The organism is Coprococcus sp. AF16-5 (assembly GCF_003479365.1).
GTDB classification, from domain to species: Bacteria; Bacillota; Clostridia; order Lachnospirales; family Lachnospiraceae; genus Coprococcus; species Coprococcus aceti.
Genome location: NZ_QUGZ01000005.1, coordinates 142640 through 167696 on the forward strand (window position 1 = coordinate 142640; position 25057 = coordinate 167696).

At 45.3% G+C, this 25057-nt stretch carries 7 protein-coding genes; all 7 read right to left on the minus strand.

Annotated features, from left to right (window positions below; genetic code table 11):
* Positions 1–13: 13 nt before the first annotated feature.
* Positions 14–18871, minus strand: coding sequence for a fibronectin type III domain-containing protein (locus DWW70_RS12590; RefSeq protein WP_118649964.1), 18858 nt, complete (start codon positions 18869–18871; stop codon positions 14–16).
* Positions 18872–19072: 201 nt separating this feature from the next.
* The gene (locus DWW70_RS12595) at positions 19073–19696 is read right to left on the minus strand and encodes a hypothetical protein (protein ID WP_015533966.1); all 624 of its coding nucleotides are present in this window, start codon (positions 19694–19696) and stop codon (positions 19073–19075) included.
* 104 nt (positions 19697–19800) lie between these two features.
* Complete coding sequence (gene srtB / locus DWW70_RS12600) at positions 19801–20763, minus strand: class B sortase (protein WP_118649966.1); 963 nt, start codon at positions 20761–20763, stop codon at positions 19801–19803.
* Positions 20764–20770: 7 nt separating this feature from the next.
* Complete coding sequence (locus DWW70_RS12605) at positions 20771–21745, minus strand: LCP family protein (protein WP_158576563.1); 975 nt, start codon at positions 21743–21745, stop codon at positions 20771–20773.
* Positions 21746–21842: 97 nt separating this feature from the next.
* Positions 21843–23078 (minus strand): serine hydroxymethyltransferase, encoded by a 1236-nt coding sequence (gene glyA / locus DWW70_RS12610; RefSeq protein ID WP_015533968.1) that lies wholly within the window; start codon positions 23076–23078, stop codon positions 21843–21845.
* A gap of 46 nt (positions 23079–23124) precedes the next feature.
* On the minus strand, positions 23125–24087 hold the full coding sequence (locus DWW70_RS12615) for a glycosyltransferase family 2 protein (RefSeq protein ID WP_055147031.1): 963 nt from the start codon (positions 24085–24087) through the stop codon (positions 23125–23127).
* Positions 24088–24112: 25 nt separating this feature from the next.
* Positions 24113–25054, minus strand: a complete 942-nt coding sequence (locus DWW70_RS12620; protein ID WP_055147034.1) for a hypothetical protein — start codon at positions 25052–25054, stop codon at positions 24113–24115.
* Between the last annotated feature and the right edge of the window lie 3 nt (positions 25055–25057).

Here is a 25057-nt window from a genome sequence, read left to right on the forward strand (position 1 = left end):
TAACTGTCAGTCACTATTTGACAACGATCTTCTTTACTGTTGAGTATGAACTCTTATATGTTGTCTTACCTGACTTGTTAAATGCACGCACCTTGAAGTAATATGTCTTGCCTTTCTTCAGGCCCTTCTTGGTGTACGAAGTCGTACTGGACTTTCTTATGGTGGCAACAGCCTTATACGTGCCACGCTTTGATGTTGACATGTATACGATGTAACCTGTTGCTCCCTTGGCTCTCTTCCATGCAATTTTCGCCTGCTTGACTCCGGCCTTCGCTGATACAACAGGTGTTGCAGGAAGTGTAAATCCTGATACATATGTTCCGGCATTCTCTACGATCGCCTTTCCATCCTTCTTGTATGCCACAACTCTGTACTTATACGTTGTTCCGGCACTGAGCTTTGAGCTTACAAATACGACCTTTGACTTGCTTGTGATGGTCTTGATCTTGACTGCTCTGTTGCCGCGGTATCTGTAAACTATGTATCCATCAGCGTTGTTTACCTTGCTCCATTTCATCGTTATCGATGCATTGCTTCTGGCACTGATCTTAAGATTCTTGACTGCCGATGGCGTTGTCATGATCCTTGCCGTAGCATCCTCACCAACGAGCTCCTTGCTGCCGACCTTCTTGTATGCAACTACCTTGAATGTGTAAGCTGTACTTCCAGTCAGACCGTTTACATTATAAGCTGTCTTTGATGTCGAACCAAGATATTTGTAATTGTCCTTTGATACAAGTCTGTATACCTTGTAGCCTGTAGCTCCCTTAACTGTATTCCACTTGAGCGCTATCGACTTCTCTGCCCTGCTGCTGAATGAAATACCTGAAACCTTAGCTGGCTTTGTTGCTGCATTTATGACTGTCTTCTCGCTATACAGTGTCTTGCCTGACGACTTCACATATGCTGATACCGCTAACTTGTAATCAGTTCCCGCGGCCAGACCTGTGATATTGCTGCTTGTGCCCGTCACTGTTGCAACCTTCACATATGTCTTCTTACCTGTATCATATCTGTACACCTCATATCCCTGGGCATATGCACTGCTGCTCCATGATAGCTTCAGTGATGTTGTTGTCTCACCGCTTGCCGCAAGGTTCTTCACCTTTGCAGGAATGATGTTGAATGTAACCTTCTTTGTTCCGTAGAAGTTGTTAAGTCCTGTGATCGTAACACTTGCAACACCCGGCTTCACGTTGTTGCTGTACTCAACCGTGTACTCCTTTGGATTTATCACTGTACTGCCGATCTTAACTGTAACCGCCGGCTTGATCGCTGATCCTGTGTAGGTCTTGTCTGCTATCGCTGATACGGTTGCCTTTGATATGTCAAATGCCTTGATCCTGAACTGCTTTGTAACGCTTCCCTTGTAGTCGCCCATGAACTTCACAGTGACTGAAGCCTTACTTGTTCTCGTCATGGTGATTCCGCTGTTGTTCTGGTATGTGATCGTGTAATCTCTGCCTTCCTTCAGCACATTTGTTCCCCATGTTATCGTGACATTATCAAACTTAAATGCTGTGCCCTTGTATATAACCTCGGACTCAATTCCGTTTATAACAGCCGTGTTGCTTATATCTGCCTTGCTTATCACAAAGCTCTTCTTTACAGAATCTGTGTAGTTGCCTGCACCTGTTATTGTTATGACTGCTGTTCCTACATGAACATTGTTCTCGTACTTCACAGTATAGTCCGTTCCCTGGCTGAGCTTGTGTCCATCCAGTTCAACTTCAATATCCTGTGTTATTGCATTACCTGTGAATACCTTTCCTGTAATACCCTTGATCTCAGCTCCAGCGATACTCTTCTTTGTAATTGCAAAGTATCTTGTCACTGAATCCTTGTAGTTGCCCTTACCGGTCACAACCACCTTTGCGCGTCCTGTCACATCTGTGTTCATATCGAAGCTGAGTATGTAGTCAACTCCCTCTGTCAGCTCCACATCACCATTCTTTACCTTTACAACAGGTATGAGCTGGTTTCCTGTGTACTCGATCGATGTGCTGCACTCAACTGTACAGTTCTTGATACTTCTTGCTGTTATCTCAAATGTACCTGTTGTCTCTCCGGTGTAGTTGCCCTTTCCTGTTATGCTTACCTCTGCGGTTCCGACCTCAGTGTTGTTACTGTAAGCCACTGTGTAATCCGCTGCTGATAAAACAACACCGTTGACTGTCACTGTAACGGCTGGAGTTACCGGCTTTCCTGTGTATTCCGTATCCTCTGCCACAACTACTGCATTATCGATTGATGCCGCTGTTATGGCAAATGTTGCTGTCACACTTCCTGTGTAGTTAGACCGGCTTCCTGCTGTAGCTGTAACCGTTGCTGTTCCAACGTTTACATTTGAAGCATATCTCACTATGAAGCCCGCGATATCTTCATCGTCAAGCACAAATGCTCCGTCACTGCTGTTAATAGCTGTAACTGATGGAGTGAGTGCCTTTCCGGTGTATGTCATGCTGCTCTTTGAAAGCTCTGCTACATAACCTGTTACGTCTCTCTTGACGATCTCGAAAGTTGCCGTCTTAGAACTTACGTAGTCTCCATATCCTGTGATCGTCACTGTGGCAGTTCCAACATTATAGTTATTGATGTATGAAACCTTGTAATCAGTTCCCTGTACAAGCGTCTTGCCACCGTATGTAACATTTACCGCAGGTGTGATATTCTTCTTTGCAAACTCCTGATCAGGTATTGCACTGATCTTGGCTCCGCTTATATTTACAGGATCCTTTGTAATGGTAAATTCTCTCTCCACAGTTCCTGTGTAGCTTCTCTTACCTGTTACTATTGCCTTTGCCGGCTGTCCGCCTGCTGTAGGCTCAATATTATTGCTGTACTCGATCTCGTAGTCAACACCCTCTACAAGCACCAGATCTCCATATGTAATTGTGAGCTCCGGCTCTATCTTCTTGCCTGTGTAAATCTGACCCTCGATCTCGCTCACATGACAGTCTGCAAGATTTCTTCTTGTTATAGCAAAGTATCTGTTAACACTTCCTGTGTAGTTGCCAATACCTGTGATGGTAACACTTGCCTTGTCCGTCACGTTCTTATTTCCACTGTATGATACAGTGTAGTCTCTTCCTGCCACAAGTACATCGTCGCCGTATGTTACCTTAAGTCCGGCAAATGTTATTGCCTTTCCTGTGTAGGTTACGCTGTCTTTTATACCTGTTATATCTGCATCTGCAATATCAGCACCGCCAATAGCAAACAGCTTGCTGGCAGCTCCTGAATAATTGCCCTTTCCTGTTATCACCGCAACTGCTGCCGTTGTCACCTCGACATTGTTCTTGTAGCTTACGGTGTAATCCCTGCCTGCCACAAGCTCTCTCTGTCCGTCAACAACCGTGAGCTTTGGTGTAACCGCATTACCGGTATAATTCTGTCTGTCGATGTCCTTTATCTCTGCAAGAGATATGTCTCTGGCTGCGATATCGAATTTCTCAACCGCCGTTCCAGTGTAGTTGCCTATACCTGTGATGGTAACGCCTGCCTTATCTGTGTCTGTTGTGACATTCACATTGTCACTGTATGAAACTGTAAAGTCTCTGTCCTCCACAAGAGCTGTTCCGCCAAGTGAAACTGTAACTGCAGGTGTGAGTGGATCTCCTGTGTATCTTGCCGATGCCACCGTAATGTCTGCATCTGCAAGATTTCTGGCACTTATCTTAAATCTTGCTGTGGTGATTCCACTGTAGTTACCCATACCTGTGATGGTGAGCACTGCACTGTCTGTCACGTTCACATTGTTGCTGTAGTCTGCTCTGTAGTCACGTCCCTCAACAAGTGTCCTGCCTCCGAGTGTAACTGTGTGATCCGGAGTTACAGCTTCACCCGTATAAACTCCGTTTCCAACCTTTACTGAAGCATTGTCGACTGAAGCACCTACTATTGCAAATGTCTTGCTGACACTTCCTGTGAAGCCTTCACCCTCAAGTGCCTTTATAGTAACCTTACCTGTTCCAACATTTGTATTTGACGAGTAGCTGATCTCAAGGTTGTCAAAATCAGTAACTGTCACTGTCTTTCCAGCTCTCTTCACTGTAAATGAATTGATCACCGGTTTTACTGCTGTTCCTGTATACATATACTCGGATGCATCAAGAGCTATCTGTCCATCACTTATATCGACCGGATTGATGTTAAACTTAGCCGATAAAGATCCGGTATTTGACTTGATACCTCTAACTGTTACGGTTGCCACACCCTCATCGATGTTGTCCACATATACGAGTGCGTAATCCTCGCCGTATACAAGTGTCTTTCCACCAAATGTAACTGTCACATCCGGTGTGAGCGGCTGGCCGAAGTTGTAAAGCTGATCACTGATCTTGCTTATCACAGCCTTGGATATATCCACAAGATTCTTAGATATCGTGAAGTTCACTGTTATGCTTCCTGTGTAGTTACCAGATCCTGTGATCTTGATCTCAGCCTTCGAGCTGGCCGTTGTCTCATTTATGTTGTTGCTGTACTCTGTCTTGTAATCTGTTCCAGACACGAGAACCTGTGTTCCGTCTCTCACTGTGACCTCAGGTGTTACAGCCTTTCCTGTGTGTACCTGTCCGCCAATCGCATCGACTCTACACTTGCTTATGTCCTTAGCTGTGATCTTGAATGTTCTGCTCAGCTCTCCGCTGTAATTGCCGATACCTGTTATCACAACCTCCGCACTGTCTGTCACGTTTACATTGTTCTTATACTCTACTGTGTAATCCTCATCCTCGGACAGTTTCTTTCCGACCAGTGTCACAACGATCTCGCCAAATGTTATGGCCTTTCCTGTGTATTCTGTGCCGGCTGGTATACCTGATACCTCTGCGTCCTCAAGAGTGAGACTCTTTATACTGAAGTTCTTCTCTACAGTTCCCTTGTAATTGCCCTTACCGGTTACGATAAGCTTGGCTGAATCTGAAACCTCTATGTTGTTCTCATATGTCACAGTGTAGTCCGTTCCTGCAACAAGCTGTACTCCATCGAGTGTCACCTTTGCATCCGGTCTGATCTCACTGCCGCTGTACATCTGATCCAGTATATCATTGATCTTCGCCTCATCGATCGCCTTTGGCTCAATGTCGAATGTAGCAGTCACAGTGCCCTTATAGTTTCCTGTTCCCTTGACGGTCACAGTCGCCTTTGACTTTGCTGTCGTAGCGTTCACATTGTTGCTGTAAGAAACAACATAATCAATGTCTGCATTTAATATCTCATCATCGAGAGTTACTGTCACAGCCGGTGTAAGTGGCTTTCCAGTGTAAACTGATGACTGGACATTCACATCTGCCTTGCTCAGATCCTTTGCAGTTATCGCAAAGTATGCGACAACTGTTCCCTTGTAGTTTCCTGTACCGGTCACTGTGAGGATGGCTGCTGTTCCAACATTTACATTGTTGCTGAACACCACATTGAAATCTGTTCCCGCAGTGAGTTTCTTGCCATCAAGTGTCACTGTATATGCAGGCTTTACTGCACTTCCTGTGTACACATGGTCTTCCACATCAACTACAGCCTGTGCGATATCCACCTCTGTGATCTCAAACTTCTTTGTCACAGATCCTGTAAATCCGCTTCCCTGTGCTGCCTTTATAACCGCACCAGCAGTTCCGACATTTGTATTGTCCGTGTATGTCACATCAAATGCTGTCATAGATGTCACTGCCGTCGCCTTGCCATCCCTGCTTACTGTTATCATCTTAACTGCAGGTCTGATCTCTGATCCCGTGTACTCAAATGAGTCATTCTCAAGTACAACCTCAGCAGTTGTTATATCTACTGGCTTTATGGCAAATGTTGTGCTCACCGAGCCTGTGTTCTTGTTGATACCATTTGCCTGTATCGTCGCCGTACCTTCATTGATATTGTCGATGTATACAAGCTCGTAGTCCACATCCTGTGTCAATGTCTTGCCGCCATATGTAAGTGTAACCTCTGGTCTTATGGCATTTCCAAAGTTGTAATACTGGTCATCGACCTTGCTCATTACAGCCTTTGATATATCCACAACCTCCTGTGTGATGGTGAATACCGCACTGTTGCTGCCTCTGTAGTTGCCCTTACCTGTTATGGTGACCTCAGCACTGTCTGTCACATCTGTGTTGTTGCTGTAAGTAATGTCATAATCCTTTCCGGTCTCCAGTATCCTTGCGCCATCTCTGACTGTGATCTCAGGCTCAACCGCCTTACCTGTGTATATCTGTCCGCCAATCGGATCAATGCTGCATCTGCCGATATTCTTAGCTGTTATGGCAAATGCTGTTCTAACCTGTCCGCCGTAGTTTCCTGTGCCCTTTATGATCACATATGCAGGATTCTTCTCATCTGTAACGTTCAGGTTGTTCTCGTAGCTTACTGTGTAGTCCGTACCGTTCACAAGTGTCCTGCCGTTTACTACAACTGCTATATCTGCAAATTCAATGGCATCTCCTGTAAATACTACCGCATCCTGGATTCCACTTATCTCTGCATTGTCTATGCTGTATGCCTTTATAGCAAATGTTCTGGTCACTGATCCCTTGTAGCTTCCTCTACCTGAGATAATAGCGCTGGCCTTGTCTGTAACCGAATCGTTGTTCTCGTATGCCACTGTGTAATCAGTGCCCTCTGAGAGAACATTGTTGCCATTTACAATTCTCAGTTCAGGTTTTACTGCCTGACCGCCGTATGTCTGATCTGGTATCTCCGGTATGTCAAGCTTTGATATATCCATAGGAGTTATAGAGAACTCTCCCTGGACTGTTCCTGTGTAGTTGCCTGTTCCTGTCACTGTCACAACAGCCTTTGCTGTGTCAGATGTGACATTCACATTGTCGCTGTAGCTGAGCTTATAGTCAGTTCCCTGAACAAGAGTCTTTCCATCAAGGACTACACTGACTGTTGTCGTAACTGCGCTTCCTGTGTATTCAGCATCATCGGCCTTTACCTCAGCCTGTGATATCCTCTTAGGAGTTATGCTGAACTTCTGTGAGAGCTTTCCGGTGTAATTTCCGGTTCCCTCTATAGTAACCAGTGCATTGTCAGTAACATTCACATTGCCTGAAACTGTTACCTTGTAGTCAACGCCCTCTGCAAGAGTCTTTCCTCCGAGAACTACTCTGCATACAGGAGTGATTGCGCTTCCCGTATATACTGCACTGTCAACGCTGACCTCTGCCTGCTCTATTGAAGCTGCAACGATCCTGAAGGATGTGCTTGTGCTTCCTGTATAGCTCTGGCCTTCGCCTGCGGCGATCTTAACTGTAGCCGTACCGACATTTACATTGTCTGTACATGTGATCTCAAATCCTGCGAGATCTGTGAGTACCTTCTTAACTCCATTTCTTGTGACTGTTATCGATTCTACATCTGCTGTTACCGCATCTCCTGTGAAACCATATGAATCCTTCACAAGTGCGATCTCTGCAGTTGTTATATCTATAGGAAGGATCTTGAATGTCTTACTTACCTCGCCCTTATTCTGGTCGATTCCCTTCACTGTAGCTGTAGCCGTACCGGCCTCAATGTTATCAGTGTAGGTTACGCTGTAATCAACATTCTCTGTAAGCTTTCTTCCTCCAAGATTTACACTGAGTGCAGGTGTGAGCTCCTCACCGAAGTTGTAATACTGATCTGCGATATCACTTATCACCGCATTTGAAATGTCGAGCACTTCCTTTGCGATGGTGAACTCTGCTGTAAGCTGTCCGGTGTAGTTGCCCTTACCTTCTATAACTGCCTTGGCATTCTTGCCCACCTCGATATTGTCACTGTAAGATACCGTGTAGTCTCTTCCATTTTCGAGTACCTTTGATCCATCTCTTACTGTAACCTCAGGGGTGATCTCCCTGCCTGTATATGTCTGTCCTCCGATGGCATCGACCTTGCACTTCTCAAGACTTCTTGGGGTTATGCTGAAGGCTGTTCTTATCTGTCCACCGTAGTTGTCGTTACCCTTTATGATAACGTATGCCATGCTGTCCTCAGTGGTTGCATTGACATTGTTCTCATAACTTACTGTGTAATCTGTTCCATATACAAGTGTCTTTCCATTCATCACAACTGTTATGTCCTTAAAGGTTATGCTGTCACCTGTATATTCTGCGCTCTCAGGTATTCCTGTCACAACCGCCGGTGCTATGCTTGCTCCGCATATCTCAAACAGCTTTGTAACGGTTCCCTGATAGTTACCCTTACCTTTGACTACTGCTCTCGCCTCTGTAGTCTTGTCTGTATTGTTGCTGTATGTTACATCGTAATCTCTTCCCGCAACAAGAACTGTGTCTCCGTTTCTTACGACCACCACTGGCTCTATCGCCTCGCCGGTGTATTCCTGAGCATCAATGCTGTCAACATCGGCTGCTGTAAGAGTCTTTGCCGTGATGTCAAAGTAAACTGTGAGCTTTCCTGTGTAGTTGCCCATGGCCTTGATGATCGCTGATGCCTTCTTCTCAGCCGTTGTGACATCTATGTTGTCTGCGTATGTAACTGTGTAGTCCTCACCCTTGGTCAGAGTCTTGCCTCCAACCTCAAGAACTACATCTGGTGTCAGCGCAGATCCTATATATACCTGAGCCGGTATGCTGCACTTTCCGCCGTCTATGCTCTTTGCACTGATCTCAAATGTCTGGCTCAGTACGCCCTCATAATTACCGCATCCGGTGATCTTTAACAGAGCGTCCTCTCCTGCCTCTACATTGTTTTCAGCCGATACCGTGTAATCCACGCCTGCTGTCAGCACCTTATCTCCCAGAGTTACCTTTACATCCGGTATAACCTCTGATCCGGTGTACTCAGCATCTGCCACGCTCACGACCGCACCGCTTATACTCTTTCTTGTGATAGTAAATGTGGTTGATGCAGTTCCGGTGTAGTTCGTATCCTTTCCTGCACTTACAGTAACCTTTGCCGTTCCGGCATCTGTATTGTCACTGTATTCCACAGCGAATGAAGAGAGATCTGTGATACTCTCAGTCACACCACCATTAGGAACGCCAAGTCTTGTCACTGCAGGTGTAATCGCCTCACCTGTGTAGGTGAATGATGTTCCCCTGAGAACTACTGACGCCTTTGATATATCTGCCGGCTTTATGACAAATGTCTTTGTAACTGACTTGTTGTAATCACCTGTACCTATGATCTTTACAGTTGCAGTTCCCGCATCAATATTATCGGTATAAGTCACTGTATAGTCGGTGTTAAGTGTGAGTGCCTTTCCTCCAAAGCTTACCTTGACTTCAGGGGTTATGGCCTGTCCAAATGTATATGTCTGATCCGGAATAGCCTCTATCTCAGCCTTTGATATATCTGTAAATACTCTTCCTATAACGAATTCCTTCGTTACCTTTCCTGTGTAGTTGCCCTTTCCTGTGATTATAGCCTTAGCCTTTGTTGTCTCTGTAGTCTCATTTATATTCGACTCATATGTGACATCATAGTCAACGTCGCTCACAAGAAGAACATTACCATTTCTTATCGTTACTTCCGGCTCTATGGCCTTTCCTGTGTATATCTGGCTTTCAATCTCCTCGACATCACATTCCCTGAGATCCTTTGCCGTAATCACAAAGTGTACATCCTTGCTTCCGGTGTAATTGCCTGTACCTGTTACTGTAAAGTATGTACCATCCTCTGTTGTGACTGCCTTGTTGCCTGTGTATGTGATCCTGTAATCAATTCCCTCTGTGAGGATCTCGCTTCCATCGGCAACTATAATATCTGCAAATGTCACATCAGCACCTGTGTAAGCCACAGACTCACTGTATCCGCTGATGGCGACTCCTGTAAGTGACTTAGGTACTATCGCAAATGTTGTTCTGAGGGTTCCTACATAGTTGCCCTTTCCTGTGATAACCACCTGTGCAGGTGCATCCTTTGTCGTAACATCTGTGTTTCCTGTGTATTCAGCCTCATAGTCAACACCGGCTTTCAGTGTTGTTCCATCAGCCATGCTTACTGTCACTGCCGGGGTGATAGGACTTCCGGTATATGTCTGATCACTGATCTTATACGCAACTGCACTTGAAATGTCTGCTGCAGCTATTCTAAAGGTCTTTGTGATAGTGTCTTTATAATTGCCGGTTCCCTTTACTATAACGTTTGCCGTGCCGACATTGACATTCTTCTCATAGGTAACTGTGTAATCCACACCATTTGTCAGAAGCTTGTCTCCAAGTGTTACTTCCACATCAGGAGTGAGCTCCTTACCTGTGTAGATCTGATCTGCGACTTCCACATCGGCATCAGTGATCGTTCTCTCTGTTATAGCAAACTCTGCACTGACGGTGCCCTTATAATTGCCACTTCCTGTAATCTTTACAGTACCCTTGCCTACGTTTGTGTTACTGCTGTAGCTCAGAGTGTAATCCCTGCCCTCTGTCAGAACCACTGTACCAAGTGTTACCCTGACAGCCGGGGTAAGAGGTGTTCCCTGATATACCGCATCGTCTACCTCAACTGCTGCGCCTGACAGATCTGCCTCTGTTATGGCAAACTCACCTGTCACGCTGCCCTTGTAGTTGGTGTTGCTCTTTGCTGATACGCTGATGGACGCTGTTCCTACATTGACATTGCTGCCAAAGCTTATGTCAAAGCTGTCCATATCAGTTATCATCACATCTCCAAACTCTATGCCTGTAACCTCAGGCTTCTGGCTCTTTCCTGTGTACACAAAGCTTTCCTGATCTATAACCACACGGCCTGCTGATATGTCCGCAGGGTTGATGGCGAAGCTTACTCTCTTTGTCTTGGAGTAATACTTTGTTCCGGTTATGATCACATATGCTGTTCCAGCATTTATATTGTTCTCATATGTTAAGGTGTAATCTGTATTCTCTTTCAGTGTAATTCCGTTATACATAACAGTGACTGAAGGAGTTACAGCCTTGCCAAATGCATATGTCTGCGCCGGTATAGCCGACACTGTAGCGCCGTTTATATCCACAACGCTTCTTGTTATCGAGAAGTAGACTACAGCAGTTCCTGTATAGTTGCCAATACCGGTGATCTCTGCCTTCGCCTCATCCGTCTCGTCTATATTGTTGCTGTATGTAACTTCATAGTCTGTTCCGGCCTTCAGGGTGACGCTGCCATTCTTTATGGTGAGCACCGGCTCTATGGCCTTACCTGTCCATGTCTGTCCCTGGATCGGGCTGATTTCGCAGTTTGCTATATCTGCCTTTGTTATCTTGAAGGCTGCAGTCTTCTCACCGCTGTAATTGCCTGCTCCGATGAATCTGACAGTCGCTGTTCCGATCTCCTTATTATCAGTGTACTCAACAACGTAATCCTGATTCTCTACAAGTTTTGTATCTCCAAGTGTGAGCTCATATCCTGTGAGGACTATGCTCTCACCGGTATACTCTACACTCTCAGGTATTCCTGTTATGACTGCATCTGCAAAGTCTGCCTTTGTTATCTCAAACTCAGCCACACACTGACCTGTATAATTTCCACGGCCTGTGATAGTTGCCTTTGCCTTTCTTGAGTCTGTTGTAACACTTACATTGTCGCTGTATGTGACGTCATAATCACTGTCCTCTGTCAGAACTATCTCTCCGTTCTTGACTGTAACCTTTGGACTGTGGGCTGTTCCGTCGTATACAACAGACGCTATAGGTGAGACCACGCACTTGCTTATATCCATTGCGGATATGGTGAATGTCTCTGATGCTGTTCCTGTGTAATTGTGCTTACCTGTTATCGTCACTGTGGCTGTACCCTTATCGGTATTTCCACTATAGTCAACATCATACTCGGTGTCTGCGATCTGCTTTCCACCTAATGTAACTGTTATCTCCGGTGTAAGCGGAGCTCCAGTATACACCTGATCTGCAACAGTTATCTTTGCTGCACTTATGGATCTTGCTGCGATCTTGAAGGTCGTCTTAACTGTTCCGGCATAGTTGCCCATACCCTTTACAGTAACCGTTGCTGTTCCGGCATCGGTATTGTCAGCATATCCCACTGTGTAATCTGTTCCCTCTATAAGCTTTGTCTGTCCCAGATATACTGTCACTGCCGGCTTGAGTGCAGCACCTGTGTATGTCTGATCGGCAACCGTGAGCTGGGCATCTGTGATGTCTGCCGCAGTGATCGCAAACTTGCCTGTAACTGTTCCCTTATAGTTTGAACTGCTTCTGGCTGTGAGAGCTATCTCTCCACTGCCTACATTTATATTGTTGCTGTATGTCACGTCAAAATCTGTGCCAGGCTCTATGCTGCCGCCAGCCAGAGTGATTCCTGTCACTAGAGGCTTGATCTCGCTTCCGGTATATCCGTAAGCATCCTTCTCAAGCTCAAGGACTCCTCCTGTCACATCGAGCTGTTCGATAGTAAATGATGTATCTATGACTCCATGATACTCTCCGGCTCCTGTCACGATTATGTATGCCTTTCCGGCATTCACATTGCTCTGATAGCTTACTGTATACGCATCCTCTGGAAGCACCTCTCCATCCAGTGTAACTGATATAGCCGGTGTGATCTGCTTGCCATAGTTATATACAAATGGTCCCTTGTCTGTTATAGAGATGACCGCAGGTGTTATATCTATAACTCTCTCTGCTATCATAAATGTCTTCTGTACAGATCCGGTGTAGTTGCCCTTTCCTGTGACAACCGCCTTTGCCGGCTTGTCTGCTGTTGACACCTCAATATTGTCGCTGTATACGACATCATAATCCGTGCCCTTCACAAGAGTTCTGCTGCCATCCTTGACTGTTATGTCAGGTGTAAGTGCCTTTCCTGTGTGGGTCTGTCCCGGAATATCGCTGACTGTACAATCCTCTATGCTCTTTGCTGTGATAGTGAATGTCCAGCTTGCTTTTCCTGTATAATTACCCTTTGCACTGAAGATGATATTCGCCTTGCTGCTGGCAGTAGATACATTCAGATTGTTGACATATTCAGTCTCGTAGTCCACACCATTTACAAGCTTAACACCGTCCACAGTGAGCACAGCCTGATCAAATGTAATAGCCTTTCCTGTGTATACGACTGAACTCTCCACGCCGTCCATCTCTGCATCTGTTATATCCTTCTGTCCAATTGTAAATTCTACACGTCTTGTTATACTGCTGTCATAGTTACCCTTACCTCTGACTATAACTGCAGCCTTTGAATCTGTGGTCGATGCATTGACGTTATTCTCATAGTCGACAGTGTAATCTGTTCCCTCTGTGAGAACCGCATCTCCATCCTTAACTGTTATATCCTGTGTTATCTCAAATCCGGTGTATGTCTTATCTGCCACACCTGCAACCATAATGCCCTCAGCATTTATACTTCTCGCATTTATGACAAATGTGCCGTCAAGCTCTCCGGTATAGTTGCCCTTACCTTTGATCTTGAATTTACCGGTTCCTGCATTTGTAACTTCGCCTTCTACATACTCTACTGTATAATCCTGGCCCTCTACAAGTTTCTCGTCTCCAAGTTCGACTGAGATCTTCGTGGTGAGCGGCTTACCTGTATAGCTCTGTGCCTGAGCACTTACCTTTGCTCCCGTGAGCGACTTCGCACCGATAGTAAAGAGAAGCTTTACCTCTCCTGTATAGTTACCTGTACCTGTCACCATCACGCTTGCCTTATCGGAACACTCCACATTGCTGTCGTAGCTGAGTGTATAGTCGACATCCTTCTTGAGAATGACATTTCCACTTCTGACAACCGGCTCAGGAGTTATCTCAGATCCGGTATAGCTGAACTCTGTCTGCTCAAGGCTTGCCCAGCTCTCCTCTATCTTCGCTGCAGTTATTGTCACTGCGATATCAAAGCTTCCTGTAAAGTTACAGTCAGCCTTTGCAGTAACTGTTATTGTTCCTGTTCCAACATTTATCAGGTTCTTCTGTGTTACAGTGAAATCTGACATGTCCGTCACAGTGTACTTCTTGCCATCAACTGTGATGTCAAAGCTCTCCACTGTAAATGTCGTTCCAGCCGGTGTGTACACCGCTGAATAAGTCTTAGATGCCACTGCCTTTGCAATAGACAATGGAAGTATCTTGAATGTCTTCTCGACAGTTCCTGAATATCCCTGTACAGTGATACCTGTAACTGTCATTGTCGCAGTTCCGACATTCACATTGTTTGTATAAGTTACCGTATAGCAGTCAGCGTCAAGCTTCACGCCATCCACTGTGACTGTTGCAGCCGGCTCTATCTTATCTCCCATGTGGTATGTCTGATCTGCTATATCAGCAACATCCGCATCTGTTATCTTGACGATCTTCTTGGCAATATCAAATGTTGCCTTCACAGATCCCTTATAGTTGCCTGTTCCACTTATATCAGCAACAGCCTTTGACTCGGTTGTTGTGACATTGATATTGTTGCTGTATGCAACGGTATAATCCGTTCCCTTTACAAGAGTGTTTGCACCGTCAGTGACAGTCACTTCAGGCTCAACAGCCTTTCCTGTATAGATCTGTGCGCTGATCGGCTGAACTGTGCAATCTGCTATATCCTTCTGCTCGATCACGAACTGAACTATCTTCTCACCGGTGTAATTGCCCTTACCTGTGATAAGTATCTCTGCCTTGCTGTCAGTTGTGGAAGCATTTCTGTTATTTGTATATTTCACTGTGTAGTCAGCAGCAGTGAGCTTTCTGCCCGACACTGTAACTGCCAGTCCTACAAATGTTATATCTGCGCCAGTGTATACCACACTGTCCTCAACGCCTGTTACAACTGCCTTGCTGACTGATGCAGGAACAATATTGAACTCGATCTTCTTTGTTCCGCTGTATACGCCCTTACCAGTTATGGTTATCGACGCCTTAGCTGAAGCCGTGCTGACATTCTCATTATTATCATATGAAGATACAACATAGTCCTCACCCTCAACAAGCTCGGTGCCATCGTAGCTGACTGTTATATCCGGTGTTATCGCTGAGCCTGTGTATGTCTGGTCAGCTATATCAGCCACATCGGCTCCGGCAATATCTATAGCCTTTATCTCGAAGCTTCCTGTAGCGGTTCCATCGAAATTGCCATCCTCCAGAGCTGTTACCGTGATCTTAGCTGTACCAACATTGATATTGTTGGCATACTCAACGCTATAACTTCCTGAAGGCACTGCCATTCCGTCCTTGCATGTAACTGTCACCGCAGGAGTCTGTGCCTTACCTGTGTATGTCACACTTGAAGCTGAAACTGTTGCACCTGTAATACTCTTCTTGTATATTACAAATTTCTGTGTGAGCTCTCCTGTATAGCTGCTGTCCGCCTTTGGAGTGATGGTCACACTTCCATTTCCAACATTTGTATTCTCACCGTATGTGACATTGAAATCATCAAATGATGTTATTCTGTTGACGGTTCCAACCTTCACAGCCACAAGTGATGGCTTGATAGCAGTACCGCTATATTCAAATGTGTCGCCTGATATAATCAGTGTATCACCTGATATGTCATACTTGGCGATCTTGAACGTGTATTCCTTTGTTCCCTTGTACTTGCCCACACCTGTTATGACAAGTGTTGCGGTACCGACCTCATAGTTGTCCTTGAAGGTATATGTATAATCACCGTTTGATCCGGCTGTCATCTCCTCGCCGTCATAGCTCAGAGTAAAGATTGGTCTGACCGCCATGCCAAAGTTGTATGACTGATCCTCAAGTCCCGTCAAAGTGATCTTGTCACTTGTGCTTATGTCTATAAATTCCTTAGTAATATTGAAGTATTTGATGATCTGACCTGTGTAATGATCACCACAGCCTGTTATGGTCACTGACGCTTTTCCGGCATCCGTGTTGTCTGCATACTCTACTGTGTAATCCTCATTCTCAACAAGCTTGATCTCACCGTTGTATATATTGATCTCAGGTGTTATAGCTGAGCCTGTCCACAACTGATCCGCTATAGCATCCATCTGACAGTTATACACAGCTCTCTTCTCTATCTCGAAACGTATAACCTTCTGTCCTGTGTAATTTCCTATACCGGTTACAGTGATCGAAGCCTTCTCTCCTGAACCTGTTACCTCTATATTATTCGCATACTCAACAGTATAGTCCTTGTCTCTCTCCAGCTTGATAATTTCACCATTAACGTATCTGGTTACATTTATCACCGGTTCGATGGCCATACCTGTGTACATCTGTGACTGGTCGGCCTGGGTTATTCCCATTCCGCTTGAAGATGAAATGATTGAAACAGGTGTTATCTTGAAATACTTGACGATCTCGCCTGTATAATTATCATTTGCAGCCTTTATTACGACCTTGGCCTCATCTGTCACATCCGTGTTATTGCTGTACTCTACCGTATAGTCTACATCCTGCTCCAGCTCAACACTGCCATTCTTGATGGTGACTGCCGGCTCTAATGCCTCTCCTGTGTACTGGCTGTCGGATATATCTTTGACATCGCAGTCCTCAAGAGGCTTAGGTAAAATGTTGAACTCAAGAACCTTAGTTCCGCTGTATGAGCCCATTCCTTCTATAGTAATAGTAGAAGTTCCTACCTTGTCATTGTTCTTTCTGTCGGTGACTGTGAAGTCTGTTCCCTCCTTCAGAACATAACTGCCATTCTTAATGGTAAGCTCCGGCTTCACCTCGCCGCCGTTATAATACTGGTCAGGTATATCCTCATATGTGAGTTTGCCCATATCACCTGACGGAGCAACTATAGTGATCTGGAATGACTTTGAACCGGAATAATATACCGATGCTGACATGGCAATGACTGTCCATGTTCCAGTCTCCTTGTAGCTGAACGGGAAGGTGTAGTTAACTCCCTCAACCAATGTCATTCCGTTGTATGTAATTGTTATATCCGGCTTTATGTTCTCTCCGGTATATTCATAACTGGACTTATTCACAGTCAGCTTTACATCGGCATCTGAGAATGACTTTGCAAGTATGTTAAATGATTTGTACACAGTACCCGCATAGTCTCCCATACCTGTAAATGTAACCTTACCATTGTTGGTTCCCGGCACGATATTCTCGCCGTAAGCAACAGAGTAATCGGTTCCCTCCACAAGTGTCTTGCCGTCGTATGTCAATGTCACATCCGGCTTCAACTGTGCTCCGGTATATTTCATCGATGATATCGTGGAAAATTCCACATCATTCATGCTGATCTTAGATGTCTTTATCGCAAATGTACCTACACATGTTCCCTGGAAATTGCCGAGACCCTTGATCATGACTCTGGCTGAATTTCCGATCTCCACGTTGTTCTCATAACCTGATATCTCGTAGTCAACGCCCTCCACAAGATCCGTATTGCTGAATGTGACCTTTGACAGGGTTGTGGTCACCTCAGAACCTGTGTACTCGGCGTCATCGGCAGTTATTACAGCTTTGGATATATCCGCTGCAACAATCTGGAACCCACATGGAACAGTTCCAGTGTAATTTCCAATACCTACTATATTAAACTTATGTGTTCCTACATTGTAATCCTTGGCATTCCAATACTCACTGAAGTCATATGAGAAATCCTGGGATAACTTAAGTGTAGTTCCAAGTTCCTTATCCTTGACAGAAATATTCTGTGGAGAAACCTGTATCGTTATGTTGTTTGCGGTGTTGAACACTGCATCATCAAATGTTACGGAGAGATTTTCCGTGCTCCTAGGCTTGATGGTGAAGTTCACCGTCTTTGAACCCACATATGAACCAAGTCCTGATATAGTCAGTGATGGCTTAGATGTGGATGTGGATGCATTTGTATTGTTGGTGTAGTATGACACCTTATAATCCTTGCCCTCGACAAGTGTCGTGCCCTTATACTTAACCACCGGACTTGGAGTCTTGGCAGTTCCGTCATATACAAGGTCGTCATCCACCGTAACGTCAGCGTCTGCTATGCTGTATACCTCAGTTCCCTGATCCACGATCTGGAAAGTCTTGGTTACAGTTCCCTTGAATCTGGTAGGTGCTCCTGTTATTGTGACAGTCGCCGTTCCAACATCTGTATTGTTGGTATACTCAACCTTGTACTCATAGTCATTTGTACCCCACTCGTCTATGCTGTGCAGATACTTGTTGTTGGTCTTGTCCAGTATCTTAACAGCCGGCTTTATAGGTTTTCCTGTATATACAAATGTATCACCCTCCAGTGATATCTCCTGATCACTGAGGTTTGCAGCGCTGATTCCGTAGTATATGTAATACTCTCCGTCGCTACCGATCTTATAATTGCTGTTCTTTGCAGCGGACACTACAACTCTAGGGCCGTCCCCAAGAGGATCCTCCACTACCTCTGACTCCTCGTCGTTGTTATAATAATCGACAACATAGTCAGTTCCTTCTGTAAGGAAATATCCTGATGATGTATTCGCTGTCTTTACATATATCTGCGGCCATACACCACCAGCCTGATATGTGTAAATTTTATTTTTGCAATTTTTATGCTGGTTCGCTTTCTCTTTTCCATCTATATAGAAAAGTGCAGTCGAAGTTATACTCTTTGCCTTTATAGTAAAGGTACATGTAAGAGTACCGCTACAGTTCATGTCTGCATTACCTCTGACTGTAACTGTTGCCGTACCAACATTAACATTGTTACTGTATTCTACAGTATAATAATCTGACGACAGCTTCGTGTCGTTGGTCGTATCTCCAATCTTCTTTACCACCAGCTCTGACGAAGTGAGCGTCCATGGTTTTCCCGAATACGTCTTACCGGATGTCACCGTTGTATAACAATAATATCCGTCCGCATTCAGATCTATGGCATCATCCGCCGCCAGCGTGGCAACAGAATCCCCCACATCACTCTGCTTCTCCGCATCACTGGCCGTCGCCACATTCTGTGACTGTGCCGCCAGCACCTGCGCAATCCCTCCGATCGCAATATCACTCTGGAACAATACGGACAATGCCATAATGAATGCCATGAGAAATGCGATCATTCGTCTGCCATAACTTCTTCTCATAAATTACTCCCTGCCTTTCTTGATATGTACATTTGCGGAATAACCAGTATAAGTGTCTGGAAACCCCATTTATATACAATTTTACCAAAAATCAATATGTTATTCAATGTGCTTTATGAAATAATCACTTGACTTTCTAAACATAAAAAAGAACTTTTGCACATATATATGCAAAAGTTCTTTTTTTATATACACTATATATTATTTTCTTATCTTTCTCACTGATACAACCACAAGTGCCGCCGCTACGATTCCGGTAAATATGTATATTGGAAGTCTGTCTCCTGTCTGTGGTGCCTTTCCTGCCTGTGATACACCCGCAGTCTGAGGATCATCATCATCCGGTATATCTATGTCATCCTTGACAAACACTGCAAGCTGTCCATCCGATGGGAATTCTGCCAGAAGAACTCCGCTCTCTACGCTGAATGGAATCTTGGTCCAGTCTCCGTCATCCGGAAGAAATCTCACCTGAACTGTCATATCACTGGTGATGGCTGCTCCTCTTATCTTTGTCGTCTCTATCTCAGAATAATCATAATCATTCACCGCTGTAACTGAGAACACTGCAAGAGTTGAATATCCATCCAGTGATTTATCTCCAAGCACCTCCGATGGTGCATCTCCAAGCATGAGATTGTCAATATCCGCTATAGTTGTATCCGCCTCGGATATGAGAATGTGTGTCGAATCTGTCTCATAATCATTCTCCGGGCTGTTATTCGCAAATGCTGTTGTTCCGCAGCCTAATGTTATCGCTACCGCTGCAAGCCAGGCTGCCGCTTTTCTCTTAAATGAAGCTGCCTTCCCCAATCTTGTTGTCATATCTTTCACTCCTTGTCTCCCTGATGTCCTTCTCCTGACATCATATTTTGTTCCAAAGTATACCATCATAAAAAGAGAGCGTCAATTGTGCAAAACTCCCTTTTTTATCTGGCATCCGCTTCTATTTCCCCTGTGAGTACCGACTGCACGATCCATCTTTTTCCATCCATTCCACAACATGTAGAAAGAGTCAGCAGTCTGCTGTCAACATCTATTTTTTGGTCATTTTGCACAACCCCAGTATCAAAATTCTCGTCAAATATTCCATCTATGTACGACCGTCTGCCTTTTTTGTCAGAGAAATCATTGTATGTGAATATATGTCTGTCATTTGTCCTGTATGCAGCAAACACCGTATAACACAGCGTACTGTTTGGTGTGTATACATACACATTCCTGTTGTTTCTGAGGAATTCCTCATCCTCATAATTGTGCAGAGTCTTGAACATAGTTCCACTGGACATGTTGTGTCCATACATGACCGTATCAAAATCCGAAAATTCTCTGGAATTTGCAGAGTCTATGAAGATTGCTCCATCAGGGCTGTACTCCCCATATGCATCATGGCTCAGATAATAGCTGTTGTCACTGCCCTGCAATACCGCATAATCGACATCTGTTCCAGGTATGTATATCCACGCACATATATCCTGATTCTTTTTCTGAAGTTCATCAAAGTCCACCTTCACATGCGGGAATATCACATCATCAATTCCTGCATCCTGCTTGGACGAGGCATCGCTCTCCGTAGCTCCATCTGTTCCATAATCCACATACTCCCTGAGTGCCCGGTTTGCACGGTTGCTCCGGTTATGTGCAAACGCATATCTCACGATCAGGCAGATGCACACCAGCAAAACCACCGATGATACCCCCAAGACCACCTTCCATAAGAGCTTCTTACGCTCTCCTCCCGGTTCGGTCATCACTGCCTCTATCTCAGGGCTGTCGGTATTTCCATTTTCTGCGTGACTTTCCCGCTCATTGTCCTCGACAACGGATTGCGCGAGCGCCACCGCCTCTGCAATTTTTCTTTCTAATTCTTCCTGTCTATCATCGTTCTGCATACAGGCATTACTCCACTTCTCTGTAGAACATTTCGACAAGCTGCTCCTTTAACGCCGCATCGTCAACAATATATTCATCATAATAATTCTCTCTCTCATATGAACCCGGGAACTCATACATTCCGTCATCAGTAAACTCCGCCCCGGCAAATTTCCACGCCAGATACAGCATCCCGGTTCTGGATATGTCTGTTGATATATATCCCGACATCTGTTCATACATATCCCATATCTTCAGGGGATTTCTCTTAAGCTTTTCCTTTAGCAGGCCGCACCATGCACACATGTACTGCTTCTGCCTGTCCATACGGGCGGCATTTGTTCCTATATCCTCCGAGGCACTGTTGCGCTCCGTCACATAATATACCGCCTGCTCCCCCGACAGTGTCACTGTCTCGCCCTGGCGTATATCTGCTCTGTCCAGATCCTCCATGGCTTTCACCGTCACTCCTCCGACAAGCTCGTTCATCTTGCTGATCCCATCAAAGTCAAGCGTCACATATGCATGTATCGGAAGTCCGTCAAGCAGTTCTGATACCGTATATTCCGTGAGTTCCGCACCGTCAGCCACATCACTGCCATATGAAAATGCCAGTGCTGCCTGAAGATTCTGGGTCGTGATATATTTGCCCGCAACACCAAATACCTTGACAGGTGCCAGAGTATCCCTGTTGATATTCAGGCATCTTATCGTCTTGTCCCTGACATTGAGTGTGACAAGTATCAGGGCATCCCCCTGTCCCACGGTGTCAGCCTCTCCTCTGGCATCCACACCGATACACAGTATATTAATGTTGTCTTCATCATACATGTAGCTGTGACCTTCATACAGCATTTCAGCATCCCTGGATCTTTGTCCTCTGAGGGAGCTTCTGCCCGCATGAAGATATGCCGCACATACCAGGATCACCGCCACAACTATAGCCAGAACAGCCACGGCTGCTATGAGTAATTTTTTCTTAACTTTACTGTTACTTTTCATGTTCATGTTCTCAAAAAGCGGCACGGAAACTTCCGTGCCGCTCTTGTTCTTATCTTATATGCCTGACGTACTGCAATGCATCAATATTTCTTATCGATTATGCATACAGTGGATACTTCTCTACAATACTCTTTACAAGCTGCTCAGCCTTTGCCTTATCATTGTCAAGGACTGCTGCCTTTATGGCGTCTGCTATGATCTCCATGTCAGCCTCATTTGCACCTCTTGTGGTAACGGCTGGTGTACCAAGTCTTATTCCACTTGTTACAAATGGTGACTTAGGGTCGTTTGGAACAGTGTTCTTGTTTGCTGTGATATGAACCTCGTCAAGAAGCTTCTCAACTTCCTTACCTGTAAGTCCAAGTCTTTTGAGATCCATGAGCATCAGATGATTGTCTGTTCCGCCTGATACAATATCAAAGCCTCTTGCCATGAGTGCCTTTGCAAGTGCTGCCGCATTCTTGACAACCTGCTCCTGATATGCCTTGAACTCAGGTGTAAGAGCCTCCTTGAAGCATACTGCCTTACCGGCTATCACATGCATGAGAGGACCGCCCTGGATTCCAGGGAATACGGCCTTGTTGAAATTAAACTTCTCATTTATCTCGTTGCTGCACATGATCATACCACCACGAGGTCCGCGGAGAGTCTTGTGCGTTGTGGTTGTTGTCACATGGGCATATGGGATTGGGCTCATGTGAAGTCCTGCTGCCACAAGTCCGGCGATGTGTGCCATATCTACCATGAGATATGCTCCAACCTCATCAGCGATCTCTCTGAATCTCTTGAAATCAATAGCTCTGGCATATGCTGAAGCTCCTGCTACGATAAGCTTTGGCTTGCACTCCTTTGCGATCTCGAGAACTCTGTCATAATCTATAAATCCGTCATCGTTTACACCGTATGGCACGCAGTGGAAATACTTTCCAGACATGTTGACCGGTGAACCGTGGGTGAGATGTCCGCCGTGATCAAGATTCATTCCCATAAATGTATCGCCAGGATTAAGTATTGCGAAGAATACTGCCATGTTTGCCTGTGCTCCTGAGTGTGGCTGTACATTCACATACTCACAGCCAAACAGCTCCTTGGCTCTCTCTCTCGCAAGGTCCTCAACAACATCCACATACTGACATCCACCGTAATATCTCTTACCAGGATATCCCTCTGCATACTTGTTGGTGAGATGGCTGCCCATGGCTGCCATAACCGCCTTTGATACGATATTCTCGGAAGCTATGAGCTCCAGATTGTTATTCTGTCTGTTGAACTCGTCTGTCATTGCTGCCGCTACTTCTGGATCTACCTTTGTTATCTCGTCAAAACTGAACATCGAATTTACCTCCATCAAAAATTTGTTCCTATTATACTCATATATATCACTGTTTTTCAACAGTAAAATTTAACATGTCCTTGTACTGGCCATACTCGTACTCATTATAAAAATATTCCTCAGGTCTTGCGGATATTCCAAGCTCGTCATACCATTCGCCGAGAAGCTTCTCTCTGAGCTTTGTCTTTGTCGGCTCCGCCAGCGTGTTGTAGTTCCACAGGCTGAAGTGAAGAGCGTAATTTATATAGTCCTTCTCTATCTCTGTGTACAGACCGTGATCCTTCAGCATCTGTCTGAGTGCCAGCAGCATGTGATAGAAGTTATCCCACGACTTCTCTCTGGTCTTGGACAGCGAATCCCGGGTATCCACTCTTCTGTGGATGAGTATCTCACTTACTGTACATATGCGCTCAGCCAGCACCAGCGCGCTGAACACGAACAGCGCATCATTTGTGGTTCTCTGCTCCTGAAATTTCAGATCATTCTTCATCACAAATTCCCTGAGATACAGCTTATCCCACGCCCATCCCACAAATGCTCTGAATATATTTGTGGATATCTGTCTGCGGTTAAACGGCTCATACGGTGGAAGTGCCCACTCTATCATGGCCCACTTCTCATATACATACTCCTCAGTATCCATGTTGTACTGGTCTGATTTGTAGATGACTATCTCCGCCTGCTCCTCCTCGGCTCTGCGGAAAGCCTTCTCTACCATCTCAGGCTCGTAGAAATCGTCGCAGTCGAGAAACAGTATATATTTTCCTGTTGCCTCCTGCATTCCACGGTTTCTTGCCGCACCCGCTCCGGCATTCTTCTCTCTTATAAGTACGATCCTGTCATCCTTCTGCGCATACTGTTCTATGATCTGCGACGAATTATCGGTGGATCCATCGTCAACGCATATTATCTGTATATTTCTAAGGGTCTGTCCGGTTATCATGTCCAGACATCCCTCTATGTAACTCTCCGCATTGTATACTGTCAACACAATCGATACATCAATCACTGATACACCCCCTCCATCTCATCTGTTAGTTTCTATGCAAAAGCTTCTTTACAGCCTTCTTCAGTGTCACCGGAACAAACATCACAGCCTTGCCCACACGGAAAGTGGTTGATGTCTCATAATTGATCCGCTGAGCTTCCATCTCTCTTCTGAGTTCATCATTTTCTCTGTGACTCGCATCCAGCTCTTCAGCGCGTCGCCCCAGTTCATTGTTAAGGTCAAATATCTTTTTGCTGTAGACTACCTTGCCGAGATAATATCTCTTGAGAAATCCCGGATCCTTAGCAAGAACATAAAGCCCTGTCTTCTCCTCCTGGCTGAACAGCTCCTGGTCAAGCTCATCAAGTTCCATGCTCCTGTGGAAATCAACAGCCATACGCTCAGCAAACTGCCAGCCCGCATCCTCTGTCATCCAGTGAAGCATCTCGTAGTAACATCTCCATCTCTGAAGAGTGTAATATCCCTTCCACTTCTCCCACACAGACCAGTCCTGCATGAGATGATCCTTTATGCGGTCGTAGGTTATATTGACCGTGTACGCCGCATCCACATCGTCTATCCACACTGTGTCTATCTCAACTCTGTCACACATGTCACAGGCTGCAAACATCGCCCTATCAGCATGTACAAATGCCATCCACAATATATACAGATCAGGAAACAGCCCCTGCTGATGTGCCTCCACTCCGTCGCAGTATGTGTCCAGAAAGCTTCTGCTGTAAAGCCCCGCGCACACATGCCGTATCGCTATCGATATCTCAGGAGACGATGCCAAGCTCATAACCACTTCCCGCTGGACACTGTCATCCATTCTGTCATCAAACACTCCGATAAATTCCAGTTTTCCCTGCACGGCCCTTTCTGCCAAATGCTTCACAGCCTCCTCCGAAACAGCCACGCATGGTCTCGCCAGAAAAACATAATCGCCAAGATCTATCTTTTTTAAGCTGACATTCTCTGTACTCACTCC